We start from the raw sequence: 18,989 nt of genomic DNA on the forward strand, positions 1-18,989 counted from the left end.
CTGCCTCCTGCTCCTGCTTCTGCTCCTGCCGCCACGTCCGATGGCCAGCCGGGCCGAGCCTAGCCCGCAGGGCCCGCCGCCCCGCCGACAGGCCCTAGCGGGCGCCCGGCACCGCCTCTCCCGACAGCGGCAGCCCCAGCCCCGCCACCGCGCGGGCGACGAGGCGGGCCATCTCGACGGCGCCGCGCTCCTGGAAGTGGGTGTTGTCCTGCACTCCGTCGGGGAAGTTCGGGTACTGCCCCGCGGTCAGCCACAGGAAGATCCCCTTGGAGGCCTCGACACCGATCCCGTCGAGGTAGGCGCGGCTGGCCGCCGAGAGGTCGACCAGCGGAGCGCCCTCCTCCTGCGCGACCGCCTTCGCGGCGTCCACGTACGCGGGGAAGGAGACGTTGAACTTCCCGGTGGTCGCGTTGTAGGAGCGCCGGGACACGGGCGTCACGACGACCGGCGTCGCGCCGCGCGCCCGGGTGGCCCGGATGTAGTCGTTGCGCAGGTACTCCTTGTAGTCGGCGGGGGAGGTGTACCGCTCGGGGTTGCTCACGGTGGCGTCGTTGTGCCCGAACTGCACGAAGAGGTAGTCGCCCGCCTTGATCACCTGGTGGATCGCGGCGAGCCGCCCCTGCTCGATGAAGGAACGCGAACTGCGCCCGCCGATGGCACGGTTGGCGACGGTGATGTTCGAGGTGAAGTACGAGGACAGCTTCTGGCCCCAGCCGGCCTGGGGGTAGTAGCCGGAGCTGTAGGTCTGCGCAGTGGAGTCACTGGCGATGTAGAGGGTGCCGGTCGCCGCCGCGGCGGCACTCGCGGTCCCGGGCAGCCCCAGGACCCCGAGGACCCCAGCCCCGGCCGCGCCCGCGGCACCCCCCAGAAACCGTCGCCGACTGCTTACGTGGTTGCTGTTGCTGTTGCTGTTGCTGTTGCTCGTGCCATGGCTGCCGCTGTGGCTCATCTGACCTTCCCTTTGCGGGAGATGGGGGGATGTCAGAGAGGGGTGGCAGCAGCGGAGGGAAAGGTTGCCGCCGCCGGCCGCCGCTCACTGCTGTGCGTCCGCCAGCCAGGTCCGCCACACACGACGGCTGTTGGGCACCTCGGGCCGGTCCAGGAGCCACAGCACGTACCCGGCGTGCAACCGGGCCCACGGGTTCTCGGATCGCCGGGCCGCCTCAAGCCGCACGCGCAGCGGAGGCCCGTCGACGACCCGGGCGATCCGCACGTACTCACGGTCCTTGCAGCGGTAGGCCCGCCGCACGACGATCTCCACCAGGTCGATCAGCTTGGCCCGGGCCACCGCGTTGCGCCCGACGGAGTCCACGGCAAGATCCCGGATGAGCCCCTCCTTCGTCCCCCACTCCTTGGCGGCGAGGGTCCACTCGTCCGGAAACCGGGCCTCCCATTCAAGGAAGAGCAGGGCGTAGGGCAGCCCGGGCCACTCGACGATGTCCTCGTAGTCCAGGCGGTGCCACACACCGTCGGGCAGCGAACGACTCCCGATCCGCAGGCGCTCCTCCCAGGCCACCCGCAGGGCCGGAACGTCGTACGGATCCTCCACACCCTGTTCCTGCAGCGCCATCAACGTACTGTTGAAGTGCGCCACGGCCTCCGCCGTCGCCTCTCTGGCGGAGGCCAAGTGATCAAGTGCGACGGCCCGTTCGGCCGGATCCTTGGAGATCAGTCCGTACGCCCAGGACAGCCGCTCGTCCCAAGCCTGGGCGTCGTCCATGTCCGCTTCGCGCTCTCTCCCATACCCCATGGGACAGATCATCCCCGAGTACCCCGCGCCCTGCCCCTCCGGGCACCGGTACCGAGAGGGAACGGAAGAGAAAGCCGCCGAATCAGAGGATGTTCGCCCCCGCAGCCGACGCAGAACACCACCCGAAGACGGACGGCGTCGCCCGCGACCAAGACCAGAGAGCCACCTCACCGGCCAGGGTGGCCCGTACCTTCTTGCGCTCGCCAGTGCTGTCCACTCATCGAAAGCCGGGGAGCCGACCCGGCGTGCCGACGAGACGCGACTGCGCCCGGGAACCCCGCCCCACAGCCCAACCAACCCGCCCGCATCCCACCCAGCGGGCCCCCGCTTTTCCGGGCCGCGCGCTCGCTTCTCACCCGTGCCGGAGCGGGCCGAGTCAAGGGTGAAGCGCAGCGCAATCGCCGTAGGCGACGGCCGAAGGCCGCCCTTTACACGGCCCGCGGAGGCACGACACTGCCGAGAAGCGCGCGGCCCAGGAGCCACTCCGGAAGCGGGTCCCACCGAAAGTCACCTACGGCCACCCCGAACTCAGGGGCGGCCGTAGGCGTGGGGGTCAGTGGCCGGCAGGAACAGTGGCGCTCTGTTCCCTCAACTCAGCCAATCGCCGCTGATACAGAGGCCCGGCAGCGAATGCCCCTCGTGCCTCACTCGGAGTGGACAACTCCATGAGGTGATGAGCTACGGCCTTGAGGTGCGCGGACCAGGCCAACACATGCTGTTGAGCGGTCCGCCCGCATTCCTGCGGTTCGCCGGGAAGGCACAACGGAAGCTGGGGCCCCAACTTGTTCGCCGCATGCCGGACGTAACGCGCAATCGAGGCCCATTCCTCGTCGGTCCGCTGTACGGCGTTGTTGCCGCCCTCCCGGCCCCACGGCCCGAAGTCGTCCCCGTGGTCGTCCATGTGCGGGCTCCTGATCATCGCAACGGATTGGCCGGTACGCCGATCGTAGCGACGACGTCCGCTTCCCTGGGGTCACAGTGGCCGACTGAGGGAACACACGGACCACACGGGCCGCACATGGGCAAGAACTGAGGCGGAGTACAGGACTGTGCACCTTCCCCGTGGACGGCAGTGATGTCCGAGAGAACTGCCGTCATTCGTTCTCCACCCCAAATCTCGAGGAGGGGAGCACTCAGCACGTTTCCGATGGTGAGGAACCGGCCCAGGACACACGGCCACACGTCACCGGTCGGACCGATCGCGCATTTCTCGTGAGCACAGTGACCGCACAGGTCGCTGATCGTCGGGGCGGCTCCCTTACTCGCCCGTCCGAATGCCCGGGTCTTGTCACCGCCCACCATGTCCACGCCGAGCACCGTCAGGTCTCTTGCCGCCTCACGGACGCGTTGGCCTTCCCGGACCGCAACGACTCCGCCACGAAGAGGGATGTCGAGGCTCAGCGCCTTTTCCACGTTCGCCCGCGTCCGCCTGTGCGAACCCCTGAGCCGGGTCACCGAGTCGTGCTCCTCCGCTGTGTCGGAGTAGTACGACGTGGCGAGTTCGACCCCGCATTCCTTGAACGTCTCCCAAAGCTCATCCCGGATGTGCGTCATGTTGGAGAACACCTCGACGGACAGTCCTGAGTCATGAGCGTGCCGAATCAAAGCCGGAAGGCCCGGATACAGGGTCGGTTCGCCTCCGATGAACTGAACGTCGAGTGCTCCGATGTCCGCGAGTTGGTCAATGACGTGCGACCAGTCCTGAACGCTCAGGGTGCCATGCGTCCCTTTGGGCGAAGAGTCCGCATAGCAGTGATCGCAGAACTCATTGCACAGTCCCGTGACCTCCAACCATGCAAACTTGAGTGCATTTTGGGCAGCGCTCATTACAGGACTCCTTGCAGGGGTCGTCTCGTGATTCAGGAGGTCGGGGCGACGGCGGCAGGTGGGCGGTCCGGTGACATCGGCAGCCGGGCCCACAGTGCGAAGGATCCTGTTGCGGCCCTCACCCCGGCATCTCGTCGGCTCGGCTCTGGAGCAAGCGTCTTCCATGCGTCGATCAGCGACTAGTGGCCCCGTGTAGGCCGGCTGTCGGCCAGAATCGGCACATGGGCAGCAGCATCGGGGCCAACATCCGGCACCTGCGCGAACAGCGAGGGTGGAGTCAGGCACGGCTGGCGCGTGAGGTCTGTCAGGCAGCGCGGGTATGCGGCGAACCGGTCGGACGGCAGGAGGTCAGCCGGTGGGAGACCGGCAAGCGCACGCCTCGCGAATGGCTGCCGTTCCTCGCCACCGCGCTGGGCGTGAACGTGGACGCTCTCGGCGCCGTTCAGAAACCGACTGAGCCTGCTGTACCGACTCTCGCCGAATTCCTGCCTGAAGGGGACCCTCTGAGCCCGTTGGAATGCAGCACGGGGCGACGCATCGGAATGGGCACCGTGAACGAGTTGCAACAGCGGGTGCACGGGCTCAGGCTTGCTGATGATGTGCTAGCGGGGGGAGATTTGATCCGGCCCGCACTCAGAGACTTGAGACGTACGGTGAAGCTGTACCGGGAAAGCTCACACACCGGTGAGGTAGGGCGACAACTCCTACGCCAAATCGGCGAGTTGGCACAGATCGCGGGATGGATCGCCGGCGATGCCGGGCAGCACGAGGAGGCAGAGCGGATCTACCGGCTGGGGATCAGCGCCGCGCACCAAGCCGAAGACCACACACTTGCGGGGAATCTCGCCGGATCACTCGCCTACCAGATGAGCAACACAGGGCGGGAGACCGAAGGGCTGGCGCTGGCCCGTGCTGCCCTGAACGACGCAGGCACCGAAGCACCCCCGAAAGCTCGTGCACTGTACCTGGACCGTGTGGCATGGGCCCACACGAAGTCCGGAAGCGCAGCCGACGAACAAAAAGCCATGCGCGCGTTGGGAGAGGCCGAACAGGCGCTCAGCGAGGACGACGACGGAATCGAGTCACCCGCCTACCTGTACTGGGTGGACGCCGGTGAACTCAAGGTGATGGAATCACGCGTCTACACAGAGCTTCACCGGCCCTTACGTGCTGTGCCGCTGCTCCGGAAAGTCCTTGACGGCTACGACGCGACACACGCCCGGGAGATGGCTCTGTACTTGTCCTGGCTTGCCGTCGCCCTGGCTGACGCCAACGAACCGGAAGAGGCGGCAGCCGTGGCCGAGCGTGTCATCTCCCTGGGTTCCGACACATCGTCAAAGAGAGTGGTGGAACGGCTGCGCGTCATTCTCGGTCGGTTGCGGGATTTCGCGGACGTGCCCGCAGTCGCCGCCCTGTTGGCCGAGCACCAGAGGGCTACAAATCCCGTATGAAGGCACGCCAAGCGTGAAAACGCACGGAGAGTACGGGTCCTTCGGCATTCTTGGAGTCGCGTACGAGGGCTTTGTCGACGGCGTGGGCGCACTCGACACACTCACCACCCGCGCCGTTGCTGTAAGAGGACCTGATCCACGACGAGGGGGCCTCGGTAGCGGGCCGCACAATCTTCATCCTGCGTATTCCTTCAGAACGGACTTGATCAGCTGGACAGAGCGTTGCGGGCTCAGGGCGGCGGCCCTCAATCCGTCGAAGGCCCTGGTGTACTCCCGCACATGATGCTCCCCTTCGAGGTAGACGGCATCGGTGATGCCGTCCCGGTACACGATGTCCGGGTCCTCCTGGTCGGGAAAACCGAGCATGGTGAACGATCCCGTGACCGGATAGGTACCTGAATCGAACGGCAGGACCTGCAGAGTGACACTCGGCAACTCGGCGGACTCCAGGACACGTTCGAGTTGCTCACGCATCAGCGACCTCTCTCCGATGACATTGCGGAGAGACCCCTCGTTCACGACGAACCACGCGTCCGGAGCCGCCGGCCGCGTCAGCATGGCCTGGCGCTCCATGCGTACGTGTACCGCCCGGTCGATGTCCTGGGCGGACAGATGCGCTCCCGCCTTGTGCAGTTCACAGGCGTAGGACGGGGTCTGCATGAGTCCCGGGAGCAACTCGCACTGGTACTGACGGAACGTGGAGGCCTCCTGCTCCAGGCCGATGTAGATGGAGAACCACTGGGGCACCCCCGATCCGTGCTCCTGCCACCAGCCGCGCGTCTTGGCCTGCCGCGCCAGAGACTTCAGGAACTCCCTCAGCTCGTCGCCGGTCTCGTAGTAGCGGCACAGCGCATCGATGTCGGACGGCTGGACCCTGCCGCTTCCCGTCTCCATCCGGTTGACCTTGGAGCCGCTCCAGTCCAGCGCCGCACCGACCTGCGCGCAGGTGAGGGCATGGGCTTCGCGCAGCTTCTTCAACTCGATCGAGAGTCGACGACGACGTGCCGTCGGTGAACCGGCCACTTCAACCTTCTTCCGGATAGCGGACGTTCAGTCTCCCGCCAAGGTGACCGCCTGCCAATCACTCAGAAGTGGGAATCCCGCCGTGCACATTGCATTTCGGGATGTGATCACGCCATTCTTCCAAGGGAGCAACTCCCCGTGAACACTCGTGACGCTCTGCTGTCCATGTGAAGTCGGGGAGTCGACATGCGACGAGAGAGGTCTTCGTGATTCGGGAAGCCTGTGTGTCACCTGGCCGGTGGAAGCTGCGGTTCCTGGCGGAAGCCGAGGAGGTGGCAGCTCTACGTTCCGCCTTACGGGTCCACCTCGGACGCTGGGATCTGGAAGAACTCATCGAGACGGCCCAACTCTGTGTCAGTGAACTCGTCTCCAACGTGATCACCCACGTCGGTCCTGGCACCCCCGCCGAATTGATCGTGAGCAAGGAGAGAGCAGGCTTGCGCATCGAGGTCCATGACCCCGACACCCGTGCGCTGCCCACACTCCGCAACGAAGGCGTCGACTCCGAATCGGGACGGGGCATGGACCTCATCACCGCTGTGACCGACCGCTGGGGCGTCCAACTCCTCGCCGACAAGAAGGTGACCTGGTGCGAGCTGACGATGACGCCGGTCGACCAGGACCACCCGGTAGCGGCTCCCGGCGTCACTCGGGCCGAAGCACTGTTGGACCTCTACGCAGTGGTGACGCGAGCGGACGAGCCAGGATCGAGTCGACTGGGCACAGCCCTGGCCGAGGAGGCGGTGATCGATGTCATCACGGATTTCCTGCACTGGCTCCGGGCGCACGGCTCCGACGAGGAAGAGGTTCTGGACCGTGCGCAGCGGCGCTTCGAGAACCGGTCCGCGATGAGCGTGGTGAATTGAGCGAAGTCCCTGTTCGGCTCCGTTCCGGAACCGTCCTCGACCTTGGAACGTGTGCGGTGCGGGACACCGGCGTGGGCCGGTGTCCCGCGATCCATCGAGTGTCAGGGGTGCAGCAGGTCCGCGAAGAAGCCCAGGTCCGGTTCTTCCGGGGTGCCGACGAGCAGCGCGCGGTCCAACAGGATGTTGTTGTGCTCGCAGCTCGTCTCCGGGAGCATCACGCAGGCGTGGCAGGCGGCGAGGTTGGTACTGCCGGTGCCGGTGCCCTCGGACTCGATGCACAGGGGATCGGCGGAGCACCACTGCGCGCGGTGCACGGCCGAGCGCAGTGCCTGGGCCAGCCGCGTCGGCTCTCCCTGGGCGACGACACCACCGAGGCTGCCCGCAGAGTCGCTGGTGGCCGTGTATATCAACAGACCGGCCATCGTCTCGTCCGCGTACAGGCGCTCGCGCAGGGAAGCGGCCGGATAGCCGGCGTCCAGACTCCACTCGTTGATCAGTGCGTGGGCCAAGGTGTGCAGCAGCACCATGCGAGGCTCCGCGGGCGAATCGGGGACCTGCGCGGGGTCGGAGGCCCGCTCCCGCAGCAGCCGCTCGTGGTTGGCGCGGATGCGGTCGACGCGGGTAACCACCGCTGTGGAGGCGGCCCACCTCTCCAGGCGGTCGTCGTCCAGGCGCAGGAAGACGCCCTCACCGTGGACCTCCATGGCGGGCAGCCAGATGGTGGGCCGCAGGGACAGCGCCGACTCGTGCACCTCGACGTTCGAGTCGGGGGCGGTGACGCGCGAGAAGGCTTTGAGCGCGCGGACCTCACGCAGACGCTTGACGAGCATCGGCGTCGTCACGCCGGTGGGGAGGAGCGGGGCCGAGTTGCCGGACGGAGGCTCGCACACGAACTGCTGGCGTCGGTCCTGGTCGGCCTCGGCGTTCCCGGCGCAGAGACGTTCGTACTCCTGCCGGCGTAGGGCGAGGTAGCGGTGGTTCTGCCCGATGGAAGACCCGTCCGGATCGGGGTCCTCCTGGTCCTCCGCCTCGATCAGGGCGAGAACGGCGTCCGTGGGGATGTCCTCGTTCGGGAACGCTCCCTTGAGGTAGATCTCCAACTTCGAGGGATCGGCGGCGTACTCGCGCAGAGTGTCCCATCGCCCGGCAAGACGATCGGCGAGGCCGTCGCTCCAGGGCGGGATCGACAGCGCGGACTTCAGGACCGGGGACCACACGGCCGACGAACCACGCTGGAGCGTGCGCGGCGGTTGGTCACACGTCTCGGCGGGCGCATCCTTCAACCACGGGCGCCGTCCCGAGCAGGGAACCTTGAGATCGGCGAGCGCGGAGCGGCGGAACGCGCCCTCCATCGAGACCTCGGGTACGCCGCAGGTGCACGAGATGAGGACGGAACGCAGCGAGGCGGTACGCCCGGAGGTACGCAGACGCAGCTCGCCGCCGCAGTGGCCGGACGCGCCGTCCGCCCGATTGCCCCGATGAGCCCACTTCCAGTACGGGAAGTCGTCGAGGTGACCGTGCTCGCACGCCACGACGAAGCGGGAGGGGACGAGATCCTCCTCGCAGTCGGTGCAGATGTTCTTGCCGGGCGGTGGGTTGAAGCCGCGCACGTGCTGGAGCGCGTCGCAGCGGGGGCAGGAGTGCCACAGCGGGAAGCGGCGTACCCGGATGCCGTCCTTGCTGTCGTCGTTCGAGGCGGGGGGCAGCCGGAAGTGCTGTACGCCGAGGACACGCGCCAACCGGTGCTCATGGATGATCGGCGCCTCGTCCAGGAGCCACGACTCATGGGCACCGTCGAGGCCGGCCACGACGAACGACTCGTTGTCGACGGCGATCAACGAACCGACACCGTAAGTGGTGATCGTCTGGGCCCGGCGCACGGCTCCCCGCCGAGGGAGGTTGTGCCGGGGGGTTGTGGCGCCGGCGCCGCGACGGCGACGGGCGGGGGGCGGGGTCATCGGGAAGCCTCCATGAAAAGGGCGGACTCGGCGTCGACGTCGCGCAGACTCCAAAGGGTCGACCAGGCCTCGGCGTCCTCCGACTCGTCGTCGTACGCCTTGAGGAGGGACGGTGTCCTGTTCCCGCGCACGGGTTCGTAGAGGAGGCCGCCGAAGCGCCTGGCCTCCTCCACCCACCAGTTCACGAATTCGTCGTAGGCGGCGGAGGTCGCGTCGTACTCCTCCTCGTCGACTCCCTGTACCCGAGCCATGAGGATCGGCTTGATCTCGTGACGGAGGGTGTCGATGTAGTCGGCGATGCGGCCCGCGCCGTCGTTCGGCCGCGCGGCGGGGATCAGGATGCGGGCCAACGCCACCACGACGGCGTGCAGACCACGGGCACGCGCCCGGGAGGAGAACGGGGTCACGGACGTCGACTCCACCTCGCGGTACAGGGCCGAGTGGAAGTGCAGGAAGTTCTCGTAGTGGGACCGGTCGCGGGAGCGCGTCGAGTTGAGCATGACGGCGACCAGGCCGGGGTGGGAACGCCCGACCCGGCTGGTGGCCTGGATGTACTCGGCGGTCGTCTGCGGCTGACCCATGAGGGCCATCAGGCCGAGCCGGTCCACGTCCACGCCGACCGAGATCATGTTCGTGGCCAGCAGGACGTCCACGGCGTCCGGGTCGGGATAGCGCCGCTCGATCTGCTTGAGTCGGGCCGGGATCGCGCTGGCGTCGATGCGGCTGGTCAGTTCCGCGTACCCGTCCGTGCTGCGCGGAGCTTCGAGCCCGTCCCGCTCGGCCAGGAGGCCCAGGTACGACACCACGTCGTCGTGAACCTGGAGTTCGGCCGCGGACAGCAGACGCAGGCTGTTGAAGTAACCGACCAGGGTCCAGTAGGCGTCGCGCACCTCGTCGGTGGTGTCGGTGCGCATCGCCTGGTGCAGGAGAGTGGCGTAGGTACGGATCAGCAGGGTCGACTGGCTGGTGCCGGGGGCAAGGAGTCCGACGTAGCGCCGGCTGGCCTTCTCCTCACGCGGCGTCTCGACGGCGAACCACGAGTCCCGCGAGTCGAGACCTGCCGGCGGGAACTGCCGCACCTCACGGTCGAACAGAGCCTTGCCCTGTTCCCCGGCCCGACGGATCGTCGCCGTGGACGCGATCACCTTCGGCTGGTCGGCGAGGGCGTCGACGGCGGTCTCGTACAGACCCGTGAGCGTGCCGAGCGGGCCGGAGATGAGGTGCAGCTCATCCTGCACGATCAACTCGGGAGGCGGCGTGCCGTCGGAGCGGTCACGGTTGAAGAGCGCGGCGGTGCGCTCGCGCCACGGCATCGAAGCGAACTTGTCGACGGTGGCGATGACGAGCGTCGGCCGGGCGTCGTACACCGCGTCGTCCACCAGATGCACGGGCAGACCGGAGGCGGAGGCGAAGTCACAGCCGTCGCCGGGACAGCGTACGTACATGCGCCGATCGTCTTCGTCGACCTCGTAGTCGTCGGCGTCCATGGCGGTCCCGCACCACGGGCAGTAGTGGAGCTGGGCCGGGTTCTCCTTCTGCAGGGTCTTGCCGGCGCGCAACTCGTCGAGCTTCCCGGCCGCGACCTTCAGCTTGTTGGGCGTGGCGGACCTGCCGACCCACATGCCGATCGAGATCTGCTCGGACCCCAGCGTCGCGGGAACCTCGCGACGCATCAGTTCCATGGCGCAGATGAGGATCGTGGCGCGTTCGAACTGCTGAAGGGTGAGCAGCCGCAGCGTGTAGCGCATGAGGACGGTGACGCCGCCACCACTCTCCTTACCCTCCTTACTCTCCTTACCGCGGATGCGACGCAGGAAGGTGGTGAAGGCGATCAGACCCAGATACGCCTCGGTCTTGCCACCACCCGTCGGGAACCAGAGGAGGTCCGAGATCTGTCGGTCCTCGTGATCCGTGTCCTCGATGCCGGTCAGGCACAGCAGGACGAACGCGATCTGGAAGGGGCGCCAGCGGCCGGACGTGACGTCGGGGTCGCCCTGTCGACCGCCCCGTACCCAGTCGGTACGCGCCCGCTGCTGCGCCATGGCCCGGTTGGCGAGACGGAAGGCATGCATCACGTCGGGTTCGGAGCGCAACAGCTCGATGCCCCGGCGGATACGGCCCAGCGCCTCGCGGCAGGCCCGGATCTGCTCGCGGGCGGCGTTCTCGTGCGAGGTGCCGATCAGCTGGGAGACTTCCGCGTCCTTCCGGGCTATCCACTGTTCGTAACCGTCGGCCAACCCCTTGAGGGCGACCAGCACATCGGCGTCCGGGCGGGTGGCGAGATCGTGCATACGGAGTGCTGAGGCGTCGATCTCCGGGTTGGAGTCGGTCAGCAGCACCTCGTGCGTGGGCAGGAACTCGGTACGGACTTCAGGGACCGCGGCCCGTTCTATGTCGGTGATCCCGACCTGCGACGCATTCCAGTCCCAGGCGGCCGAGCAGCCGTGCCCGACGGCGAACGTCGGAGCGTGCCGGTGCAGGAGCCGACTGGTCTCCAGTTCCTCGTCGACCGCGCTGAGGGCGGCGGGGCGCTCGACGAAGGCGGAGGACCCGTCGGTGGCGGTGACGACCAATCGGGGCTGAAAGAGGGCGTAGGCGTCCTGCAGCTCGCGCTCGCCCACCTTGTTGCAGTTGATCAGGGTGACCGTGACGGTGACGGTTCCGGAGGCGCTGGGCCTGCGGACCAGCACGTCCAGCTTCACGCCGTCGGCCAACTCCGGCTTCGGGTCCAACCGCCCGGGGCGGGTGACGTCGACCGGCACCTCCGGCAGGTCGAGCACCCGACGCCGCCAGTGCTCGCGCTGGTCGACGGTGGTCCGCGACTCGGCCCGCTTGGGCGCCACCTTGCGACCCTCGGGGTCGACGGGGTCGTACATGGCGGCCCGTGCCGTCACCACGATCGTGTCCGTCTCCGTCGGATCCACTGCGAACGTCAGACCCATGCTGGAGGGCCTGCGGTCCCCGGCCGACGGCAGCTCGACCGCCGGGGCCGACTCGTCCGCGCTGTCGTGGCTCAGGACCGGGGCGACGTCGAGTCCGTCCTGCTCGGCCTCGTCCTCCTCGACCTCTCGCCGCGCGGCCGCGCCGGCGGGCTGCGGATACAGCACGCCGACGGGGTAGACGGTGATCGGTGCGTCCTGGGTGAGGACTTCTTCCCGGTCCTCACCGACGGCGTCGTCGGCGGGACCGAGCAGGTCACGGCGCAACCTCTCGACGAGGGCCTCGCGGGCCCGGTAGTGGGCGTCGTGACGTCCGGTCGTGCTGTCGGTCATGCCTTCTCGTCTCCCTGGTCCGCGCCCGAAGCGCGCCGATAACTGCCCAGTCCGTCGAGTCGGGGGACCATCCACACCCCGTGGTCGCCGAGCCCGGCGCGGATGCCCGCGGCGGCGCTGCCCGCGACCGTCTCCAAGCAGCCGACCCGCAGCCCGGTGATCTCGACGGGCCAACTCACCTCCCAGTTCCGGGAGATCTTCTCCACCGCGTACAGATCCCTGCGGAAGCTCTCCGACACCTCGCCGATCTCATGGCCGCGGTGGTGGAGCCCGTAGGGCGGGCTCTGGTCCGGGCCCATCGGCATCTCGTGGCGCAGCCGCAAGGTGATCTCGTTCCCGGGACGTACGTGTTCGAGCAGGTACTCCTGCACGGACAGTGCGGTGGCGCCCGGCATGTCCGCACCCGGCGGCTCCTCCCGGGACACGTCCCGATCGGCCGCGGCGATGCCGTACCGCTGGTGAGCCTTCCACCCGCCCTTGTAGAAGCGGTCCGTACGGCGTTCCCTGCGGATCCGGGCGGTGTCCGGCGGGCGTACGTGGCAGAGGTCCGCGCGGGGCCGGGTCATCGCGACGTACAGCGCGCGTGCCTCCGCGGCCGGGTCCAGCACGGTGTGCTGCTTGCGCAGCTCGGCCAGGGTGGGCGGGGTCAGCAGGATCACCCGGTCGTACTCCAGGCCCTTGGCCCGGTGGACGGTCGAGACGACGAGCCGGGACGACTCCGGAGGCGCGAGCTCGTCGGGGAACCGGCCGTCGGCCACCGCTCGACGCACTCCGTCCAGTTCCAGGAACCCGCGCGGCCCCCGCGCCACACCGCGCAGGGAACGCCACACCTGAGCCGGGTCGGTGTCGTCCGGCAGCGGGATGTCGGCGACGATCTCCAGGAAACGTGCCTCGGCCAGGGTGGGCGCACCGGCGCGACGGAGCAGCTCGGCCACCCAGAACGGCACGGGGCGGTCACGCAACGACCGCTTGAGGCTGTGGTCGACGCCGTGGGAGGCGAACAGTTCGGACACCGCCAGGGCTTGGCGGTTGTCCCGGGTGAGGATCGCGCAGGTGTCGGGGTAGACCTGCAGGGCCGTCAGGGTCGACGTGTCGTCGAGGAAGCCCAGGTCGGGGAGGACCGAAAGCCGGCCGCACAGCTCCCGGTAGAGACGTTCGCCCTCCTTGTCCGCGTCGGCCGGGCCGAGCCGCTGGATCTCGGGACCCAGCGACAGGGCGGTCCGCGCATCGGGTGTCTCGGCACGGAAGTTCTCGGTCAGGTGCAGCTCGACCAGGTCGTCGGGGTAGGAGTTGCGCAGCCAGGTCAGGAAGTAGTCGACCTCGGCGGCCCGGGCCTCCGGGTCGTCGATCTGGAAGCCGTAGATCGACTGCGCGGAGTCCCCGACGACGGTGAACCCGCACGAGTCCTGGAACTGGTCGAGCAGGGTCTCGACCATGTTCCGGCGGTCGCCGACGAGGTCCTGCACCTCGTCGATCACCACATGGGAGGGCCCTCCCGTCTCGCCGGCCTCGACCGCTCCCTTCTCGATGGCCCGCGTCGCCTCCCTGATCCGTTCGTCGAAGGTGCGACGCCCCCACTCCTCGTCCGGGTACGCCTGGGCCAGCAGGGCGTACGCCCAGGAGTCGAAGGTCTGGACGCGCACCCGTCGGGCTCGGTGCCCGTGTGTGGCGATGCGATGACGCAACTCGCGCACGGCGGCCCGGGAGAAGCTGAGTACGAGGATCTCCCCGGCTTCCAGCGCTTCCTCCTCGTGACCGACCAGGGCGTCGAGACGCCGGACCAGGGTGTGGGTCTTGCCCGACCCGGCGCCGGCCGTCACCAGGACGCGCGCGTCCCAGGGCCGGTCGACGACGGCCCGCTGCTCGTCGGTGAGCGCCGGGCTGTCGGCGTAGGCGTCGATCACTTCTTGCTCCAGAGGTGCTCGAACTGCGTGAAGGCCAGGGCCTTGCCGTAGTTGGTGATGTTGTCGCGGACGTTGAGAATCAGGCAGGTGTCCTTGCCGCCGTTGCGGGGGCCACGCAGACCGCGCCCGATCATCTGCTGGTACACGTTCGGGCTGTAGGTGGGGCGGGCGACGACGACGGCCCGCGTCGCCGGGGCGTCGAAGCCCTGGGTGAGGACGCCGTAGTTGGTGAGCACCCGGGTCCGACCACTGCGGAACGCGTCGATCCGGCGGCGGCGGTCGGAGGTGGAGGTGGCCGAGTCCACGGCTGCCGCGCCGATGCCCTGGTCGTTGAGCTTGGCCGCCAGGAACTTCGCATGGCTGACGGAGGTCGCGAAGACGAGTACCGGCCAGTCGTCCGGCATGGTCCTGATCTCGGCGATGATCCGGTCGTTGCGGTCATGGTCCTCCGCGAGCCGCTGCTCGGCCGCCTTGGACAGGATGCTCAGCTGCTCGGCGCGCTGCTGCTCGTCCGGGGAGAGCTCGATGGTGCCGCCGGTGAGTTCCCGGTGCTCGACGCGGGCGAGCATGCCGAGTTCCTGGAGTTCAGCGTACGGATCACCTGTCGTGAAGACTCCGTCGTCCAGACGCGTGCTGCCGAACCGTCGGACGAGACGCTCGGTCTCCTCGACATTGGTGTTACGGAACGGGGTGGCCGTCAGACCGAGCAGGTGCCGGTCGGTGCGAGACGCCGTGAGACCCAGGTGGGACAGGATCTCGGTGTACTGAGGGGCGATGGCCATGTGGGCCTCGTCGACGATGACGAGCGCGGCTCGGCGCAGCCAGGCGTAGGCGTCGGTGTCGAGGCAGACCCGCAGCTTGGCGTCCGTGGCCACCACGAGGTGCGGTCTGTCGGTGACCGGTCCCGCCTCGTTCGTGGTCCAGAGCCGGCTGATCACGAGCGGTGTCGCCGCGCCGACCTTCTCCCATACGAACTTCCAGCTCTGCACCGCCTGTTCGCACAGTTCCTCGCTCTGGGCGATCCACAGGATCGGGCCGTCCAACTTCTCCACCTGCTTGACCCAACGGATCACCGCTTCCGCCGTCACGCGCGTCTTGCCCGCGCCGGTGGGCAGGGACAGCATTCCGCGCTGTGGGGCGATACGGTCCAGCATGGCGAACACGTTGGTCGCCAGCCGCTCCTGGTAGTCGTGGAGGCGGGGGAACTGGGTGGGACCGGACACCTCGATCCGGGGCTCCAGGGAAGGTGCCCTGACGCCGGCGAAGGAGTCGGGGAAGTCGAGGTCGGAGACGAAGGCGACCGCTCGGGAGCTGCCGGAGAACGACGACGGGGTGTTGGTCGGATAGTTGGCCTGGAGATCCCGGACGTGGACCTGAAGTATGCCGTCGCCATGGGCGTTGAACGCCAACTGCGCGATACGGGAGCCGGAGGGCTCCGCCCCACCGAGAGCGGCCTTCTCACTGTCCAACAGTCCGGCGGGCAGCCCGGCGCGCAGGGCGTCGGCACCGATGAGCAGCTCCAGCTTGGTCACCACGTTCTCGGCGCCGCGCACCGCCTTCAGCGTCTCCTGGACCTTACGGTTCTGCTCCTGCTGCTCCTGCGCGTCGAGCACCTGACGGCAACCCGCCTCACGGAGATTCAGGCGCAGTTCGCGGTCCACCGCGACAAGCGCCTCCAGATCGGTGACGGGCTCCAGGACCAGGACGGTCGTGCCGTCCAGCGCGCTCATCAACGGGGTGGCCTTCATACCGTTGGGGGTACGCAGGACCTCTTCCAGCTCGGAGCAACGCAGCAGGGAGTACTCGTTGGCGGCCTTGCCCACCCTCTGTCGGAGCGTCGGGTAGGCATCGCGCAGCGGGATCGGCTCACCGGCGGCCACGTGCCGGGTCTCCTTGCTGATGACGTCGGCGTACGGCAACATGCCCCACGTCTTGACGAGCAGTGCCGCGTCCCCGGGGGAGGCGGTGAGCAGGGCGGGGACCTGCTCGGCGCGCAGCGCCTTGTACTCGGCCGGCGTGGTGGCCACGGCGATCTCGCCGTCCTCGCGGGTGCTCCACTCGGCGCCGACGCGACACCGGGTGAGGGAGTCCTCGGGGAAGGCGACCTCCAGACGGGTCAGCATCACGTACATGTTGCCGACGAAGGCGTCGTCCTCGCTCTCCTTCAGCTGCTCCAGGAGCTGGTCCCAGTGCTTGGCCGGTACCTTGTCGAGGCTGACGGGAAGCCCCAGCTTGCGGGCCTTCTCGGAGCTGATCGCGGCGACCGGCAGCAGGTCACGATAGGCATCGAGCTGCGGACCGACGGCATCGGTGAGCGGCTTGAGACCCTGGGAGGTCCTCAACCGGCCGTGGCGACGCAGCATCCAGCGCAGGGGTGAGGCGATGGGCTGTCGTGTGTTGACCTGGGCGCCGAACTGGCGCGTCCAACGGTCGATCACCGAGTCGTCGGACAACGCCGCCACGAACGCGGCCTTCGCCTCGTCCGACATCAGTGGGAGCAGATGGAGAGGACCGCCCACAGCGGCGCCTTCGAGCTTCATGCGGTTGGGCTGCGGCCGGGCAGCACGATTGTCCAGCTGCCCCAGGGAAAGCTCGTAGGCCCACTCGCGGTACTCCCGCTCGTACCAGTCCTCACCCTCCGGTCGGTAGCCGCCCGTCGGTCGGTCGCGTAGACCGACCTCGCGGAAGAAGCCGGCGTCGTCCGAGTGGAAGCGCATGTCGACCGTGAGGGACGGGTCGGACTCGGCGGTCACGACCGGACCGGGGAGCATCGTGCTCCGCATCGGACGGTACGTACCGTCGGCCACCCGGACGTGGAGCGTGGCGAGGGGCGTCGCCACCCGGGAGCGGACCTCGTTGGAGACGTGGCTGCCTCCCGCGCTGTGGAACAGCTCCCAGAAGTGGTTCCAGTCCCGGGGCGCGTAGTTGTCGAATCCCTGGTCCAGGACGCCGACGAAGCGACCGCGCGCGTCCGCCTCCTGGATTCCGATGGAGTTCAGGGCCATCGACAAGGAGTCGTCGTCGGACAGTTCGGCGTGGACGTACACCAGGTCGTCCTTCAGCCCGTCCTGAATCGACCGCCGGAAGACCTTGCCCGCGACCGGCGCGACGAGACCGTGTTCCTCGGTGAGTACGACGCGTGCCCTGCGGGCTTCGACGGCGTACGGGGACTCCACCTCGATCATGGCAGCGACGATCCGGATCGCGGCGGCGGAGGCCCCCGGGGTCCCGTCCGAGACGAGCGCCTCCAGCCACTCCTTCACCGTGGAACGGTTCAGTTCGGCGGCTTCCAGGATGTGCTTGACCTTGCCCGCGCGGAGGTTGTCGGCCTCGGCCGAGGGGTGCAGCCAGTTCGTGGGACGGCCGGTGTAGGCGTTCCACATCCCCAGCCACCGAACCTGGTCCTTGGGGGTGGCCTTGCCCAGATCCGGAGGAAAGCTGAGGTCACGAGGGGTCTGCAGAACACCGTCCTGGTCCGGCAGGGAGGGACGCTGCGCCGTCGCCGCCCAGATGTGTCGGGTCAGGTAACGGTCCGCCCAACTGACGGTCTCCGACTCACGGGCACGTCCGGGCAGCAGTCGAAGGTAGACGGCGGGGTCCTCGGCGGGCGCCAGCTTCGGCAGGGAATCGACGACGAGACGTGCCCCGACCTGGATCAGCTCCTCGTTGAACGGGGACGAGTCCAGCAGGTTCTGCCGGTCCTCGTTGGTCTTCCAGGCCCCGTTGAGGTATCCGCTCAAGGTGATGTCGTACTTGGTGGGGAAGAACGACCAGAACTTGCCGCGGCCCCGAGGGGACGTCAGCAGGCCGGTCGCCTCGTCCTTGGTGTACGCCGGAACCGCCCACGAGACGTCGATGGCGATTCGGTCGTGCATCTCGCCGGCGCTGAGACGAGCCCGCTCCGTGGGCTGATGGGTGTGCGTGAAGACGTTCCATCGATGGGCCGTCACGGGGCTGCCGGTGCGCTGCTCGTGGACGGTACGGAGATGACCGTCCTGTTCCGTCCTGAGCACTCGTCGGACCACCGGACGAAGCCGCCGATCCTCGAGGGTCACCTCGCCCACGTGCGGGGAGAACAACTGGAACCCGGCCGGGAAGCTCTCGCGTACCGGGCTGGTGCCGTTTCCTTCCTTGCGTGGGGAGGGAGGGACGGCGTGCATGTCGTAGGCCAGCTTCTCGTCGGCCTTGGGGAGCAGCGGCAGACGGACCACCGTGGTCGCCCACCCCATCAGCTCGTCGAGCGTCTGATCCCTGCTCCGTTCAGCCGCCTCGTCGAGAGGACGCGCCATACGCAGTACCGGCGCCTCGAAGTTCTCACCGAGACGCTCGACCCCGGGCACGCCTCTGATCTGCTCGTACGCCCAGTCACGGTCGAACCCGAAGCACCCCGTACGACTGAAGAACTCCGGCGCGTCCGACACGACGAGCACGGATTTCACGCCGACGCCGAATCGTCCGATCTGGCCGCCCCTCTTTCGGGACATACTCATCCGCAGAATGGTCTCGGCACCCTCGGGGGTGACCGGAGTTCCCTGGTTCGCGCAATAGAGGTGCGCATCCGTCAGGACGACGTGCACCTTTCCACCGGGCTCGTCGGCGATCTCGTCGGCGGCATTCTGGACGAGCTCGAAGAGCTGCCGGTCACCGTAACCACCCTGGGTGATCCGTCTCTCCCCGTTCGCGTGTTCCGGAATGAGCCCGGGGTCGACGCGATAGGTCTCCAGGACTCGGGCGGACTGTTCGACGACGGTCTTGATCACGGGCGTTTCGATGTCGGCCACGGGCGGGACTCCGTTCGGGAACGACGAGCACGAGGAAGGGCGGGAACCGGTCACCTGCAGAGCTGGTCAGGCGTGGTGCGGGACGGTGGGGGCGCTGGTGGGTGGAGTGCCGCCGCTCGTGGGGTCAGCGGTGACGGTGAAGGCAGGGACGCAATGT

At 68.1% G+C, this 18,989-nt stretch carries 11 protein-coding genes; 2 read left to right on the forward strand and 9 right to left on the reverse strand.

The annotated features are described in order from the left end of the window. Positions 1 to 94: 94 nt before the first annotated feature. The 3 genes from IE278_RS23265 to IE278_RS23275 form a co-directional block, all read right to left on the reverse strand. The gene (locus IE278_RS23265; RefSeq protein WP_189775168.1) at positions 95 to 949 is read right to left on the reverse strand and encodes a rhamnogalacturonan acetylesterase; all 855 of its coding nucleotides are present in this window, start codon (positions 947 to 949) and stop codon (positions 95 to 97) included. Between the two features lie 84 nt (positions 950 to 1,033). Further along, complete coding sequence (locus IE278_RS23270) at positions 1,034 to 1,750, reverse strand: hypothetical protein (protein ID WP_189775169.1); 717 nt, start codon at positions 1,748 to 1,750, stop codon at positions 1,034 to 1,036. A gap of 915 nt (positions 1,751 to 2,665) precedes the next feature. Further along, positions 2,666 to 3,577: a radical SAM/SPASM domain-containing protein gene (locus IE278_RS23275; RefSeq protein ID WP_189775170.1), complete on the reverse strand. Its 912-nt coding sequence runs from the start codon at positions 3,575 to 3,577 to the stop codon at positions 2,666 to 2,668. Between the two features lie 221 nt (positions 3,578 to 3,798). On the opposite strand from IE278_RS23275, the gene IE278_RS23280 reads away from it, so the two are divergent. After that, positions 3,799 to 5,028 carry a helix-turn-helix transcriptional regulator gene (locus IE278_RS23280; protein ID WP_189775171.1) on the forward strand — a complete coding sequence of 410 codons (1,230 nt, stop codon included), beginning with the start codon at positions 3,799 to 3,801 and terminating at the stop codon, positions 5,026 to 5,028. On the opposite strand, the gene IE278_RS23285 is transcribed toward IE278_RS23280, so the two are convergent. Continuing rightward, positions 5,012 to 5,206: a DUF397 domain-containing protein gene (locus IE278_RS23285; protein WP_189775172.1), complete on the reverse strand. Its 195-nt coding sequence runs from the start codon at positions 5,204 to 5,206 to the stop codon at positions 5,012 to 5,014. The genes IE278_RS23280 and IE278_RS23285 overlap by 17 nt on opposite strands. Beyond that, entirely contained in the window at positions 5,203 to 6,051 is an 849-nt protein-coding gene (locus tag IE278_RS23290; RefSeq protein ID WP_189775173.1) for a helix-turn-helix domain-containing protein, read from the reverse strand. Before IE278_RS23290 ends, IE278_RS23285 begins: the two co-directional genes overlap by 4 nt. A 224-nt stretch (positions 6,052 to 6,275) precedes the next feature. Here IE278_RS23290 and IE278_RS23295 point away from each other — a divergent pair, with 224 nt between their 5' ends. Continuing rightward, on the forward strand, positions 6,276 to 6,917 hold the full coding sequence (locus IE278_RS23295; protein ID WP_246570540.1) for an ATP-binding protein: 642 nt from the start codon (positions 6,276 to 6,278) through the stop codon (positions 6,915 to 6,917). Positions 6,918 to 7,018: 101 nt separating this feature from the next. Here IE278_RS23295 and drmB read toward each other — a convergent pair whose 3' ends face one another. The 4 genes from drmB to IE278_RS23315 are packed head-to-tail and all read right to left on the reverse strand — an operon-like array spanning position 7,019 to position 18,832. Further along, entirely contained in the window at positions 7,019 to 8,875 is a 1,857-nt protein-coding gene (gene drmB, locus IE278_RS23300) for an MrfA Zn-binding domain-containing protein (RefSeq protein WP_189775175.1), read from the reverse strand. Then, positions 8,872 to 12,147, reverse strand: a complete 3,276-nt coding sequence (locus IE278_RS23305; RefSeq protein ID WP_189775176.1) for a helicase-related protein — start codon at positions 12,145 to 12,147, stop codon at positions 8,872 to 8,874. The genes drmB and IE278_RS23305 overlap by 4 nt, the downstream gene beginning before the upstream one ends. Next, positions 12,144 to 14,051 (reverse strand): UvrD-helicase domain-containing protein, encoded by a 1,908-nt coding sequence (locus tag IE278_RS23310; protein ID WP_189775177.1) that lies wholly within the window; start codon positions 14,049 to 14,051, stop codon positions 12,144 to 12,146. The genes IE278_RS23305 and IE278_RS23310 overlap by 4 nt, the downstream gene beginning before the upstream one ends. Then, positions 14,048 to 18,832: a DEAD/DEAH box helicase gene (locus IE278_RS23315; RefSeq protein WP_189775178.1), complete on the reverse strand. Its 4,785-nt coding sequence runs from the start codon at positions 18,830 to 18,832 to the stop codon at positions 14,048 to 14,050. Before IE278_RS23315 ends, IE278_RS23310 begins: the two co-directional genes overlap by 4 nt. Positions 18,833 to 18,989: the final 157 nt, after the last annotated feature.

Origin of the sequence: Streptomyces tauricus (assembly GCF_014650955.1) — a bacterium.
GTDB classification, from domain to species: Bacteria; Actinomycetota; Actinomycetes; order Streptomycetales; family Streptomycetaceae; genus Streptomyces; species Streptomyces tauricus.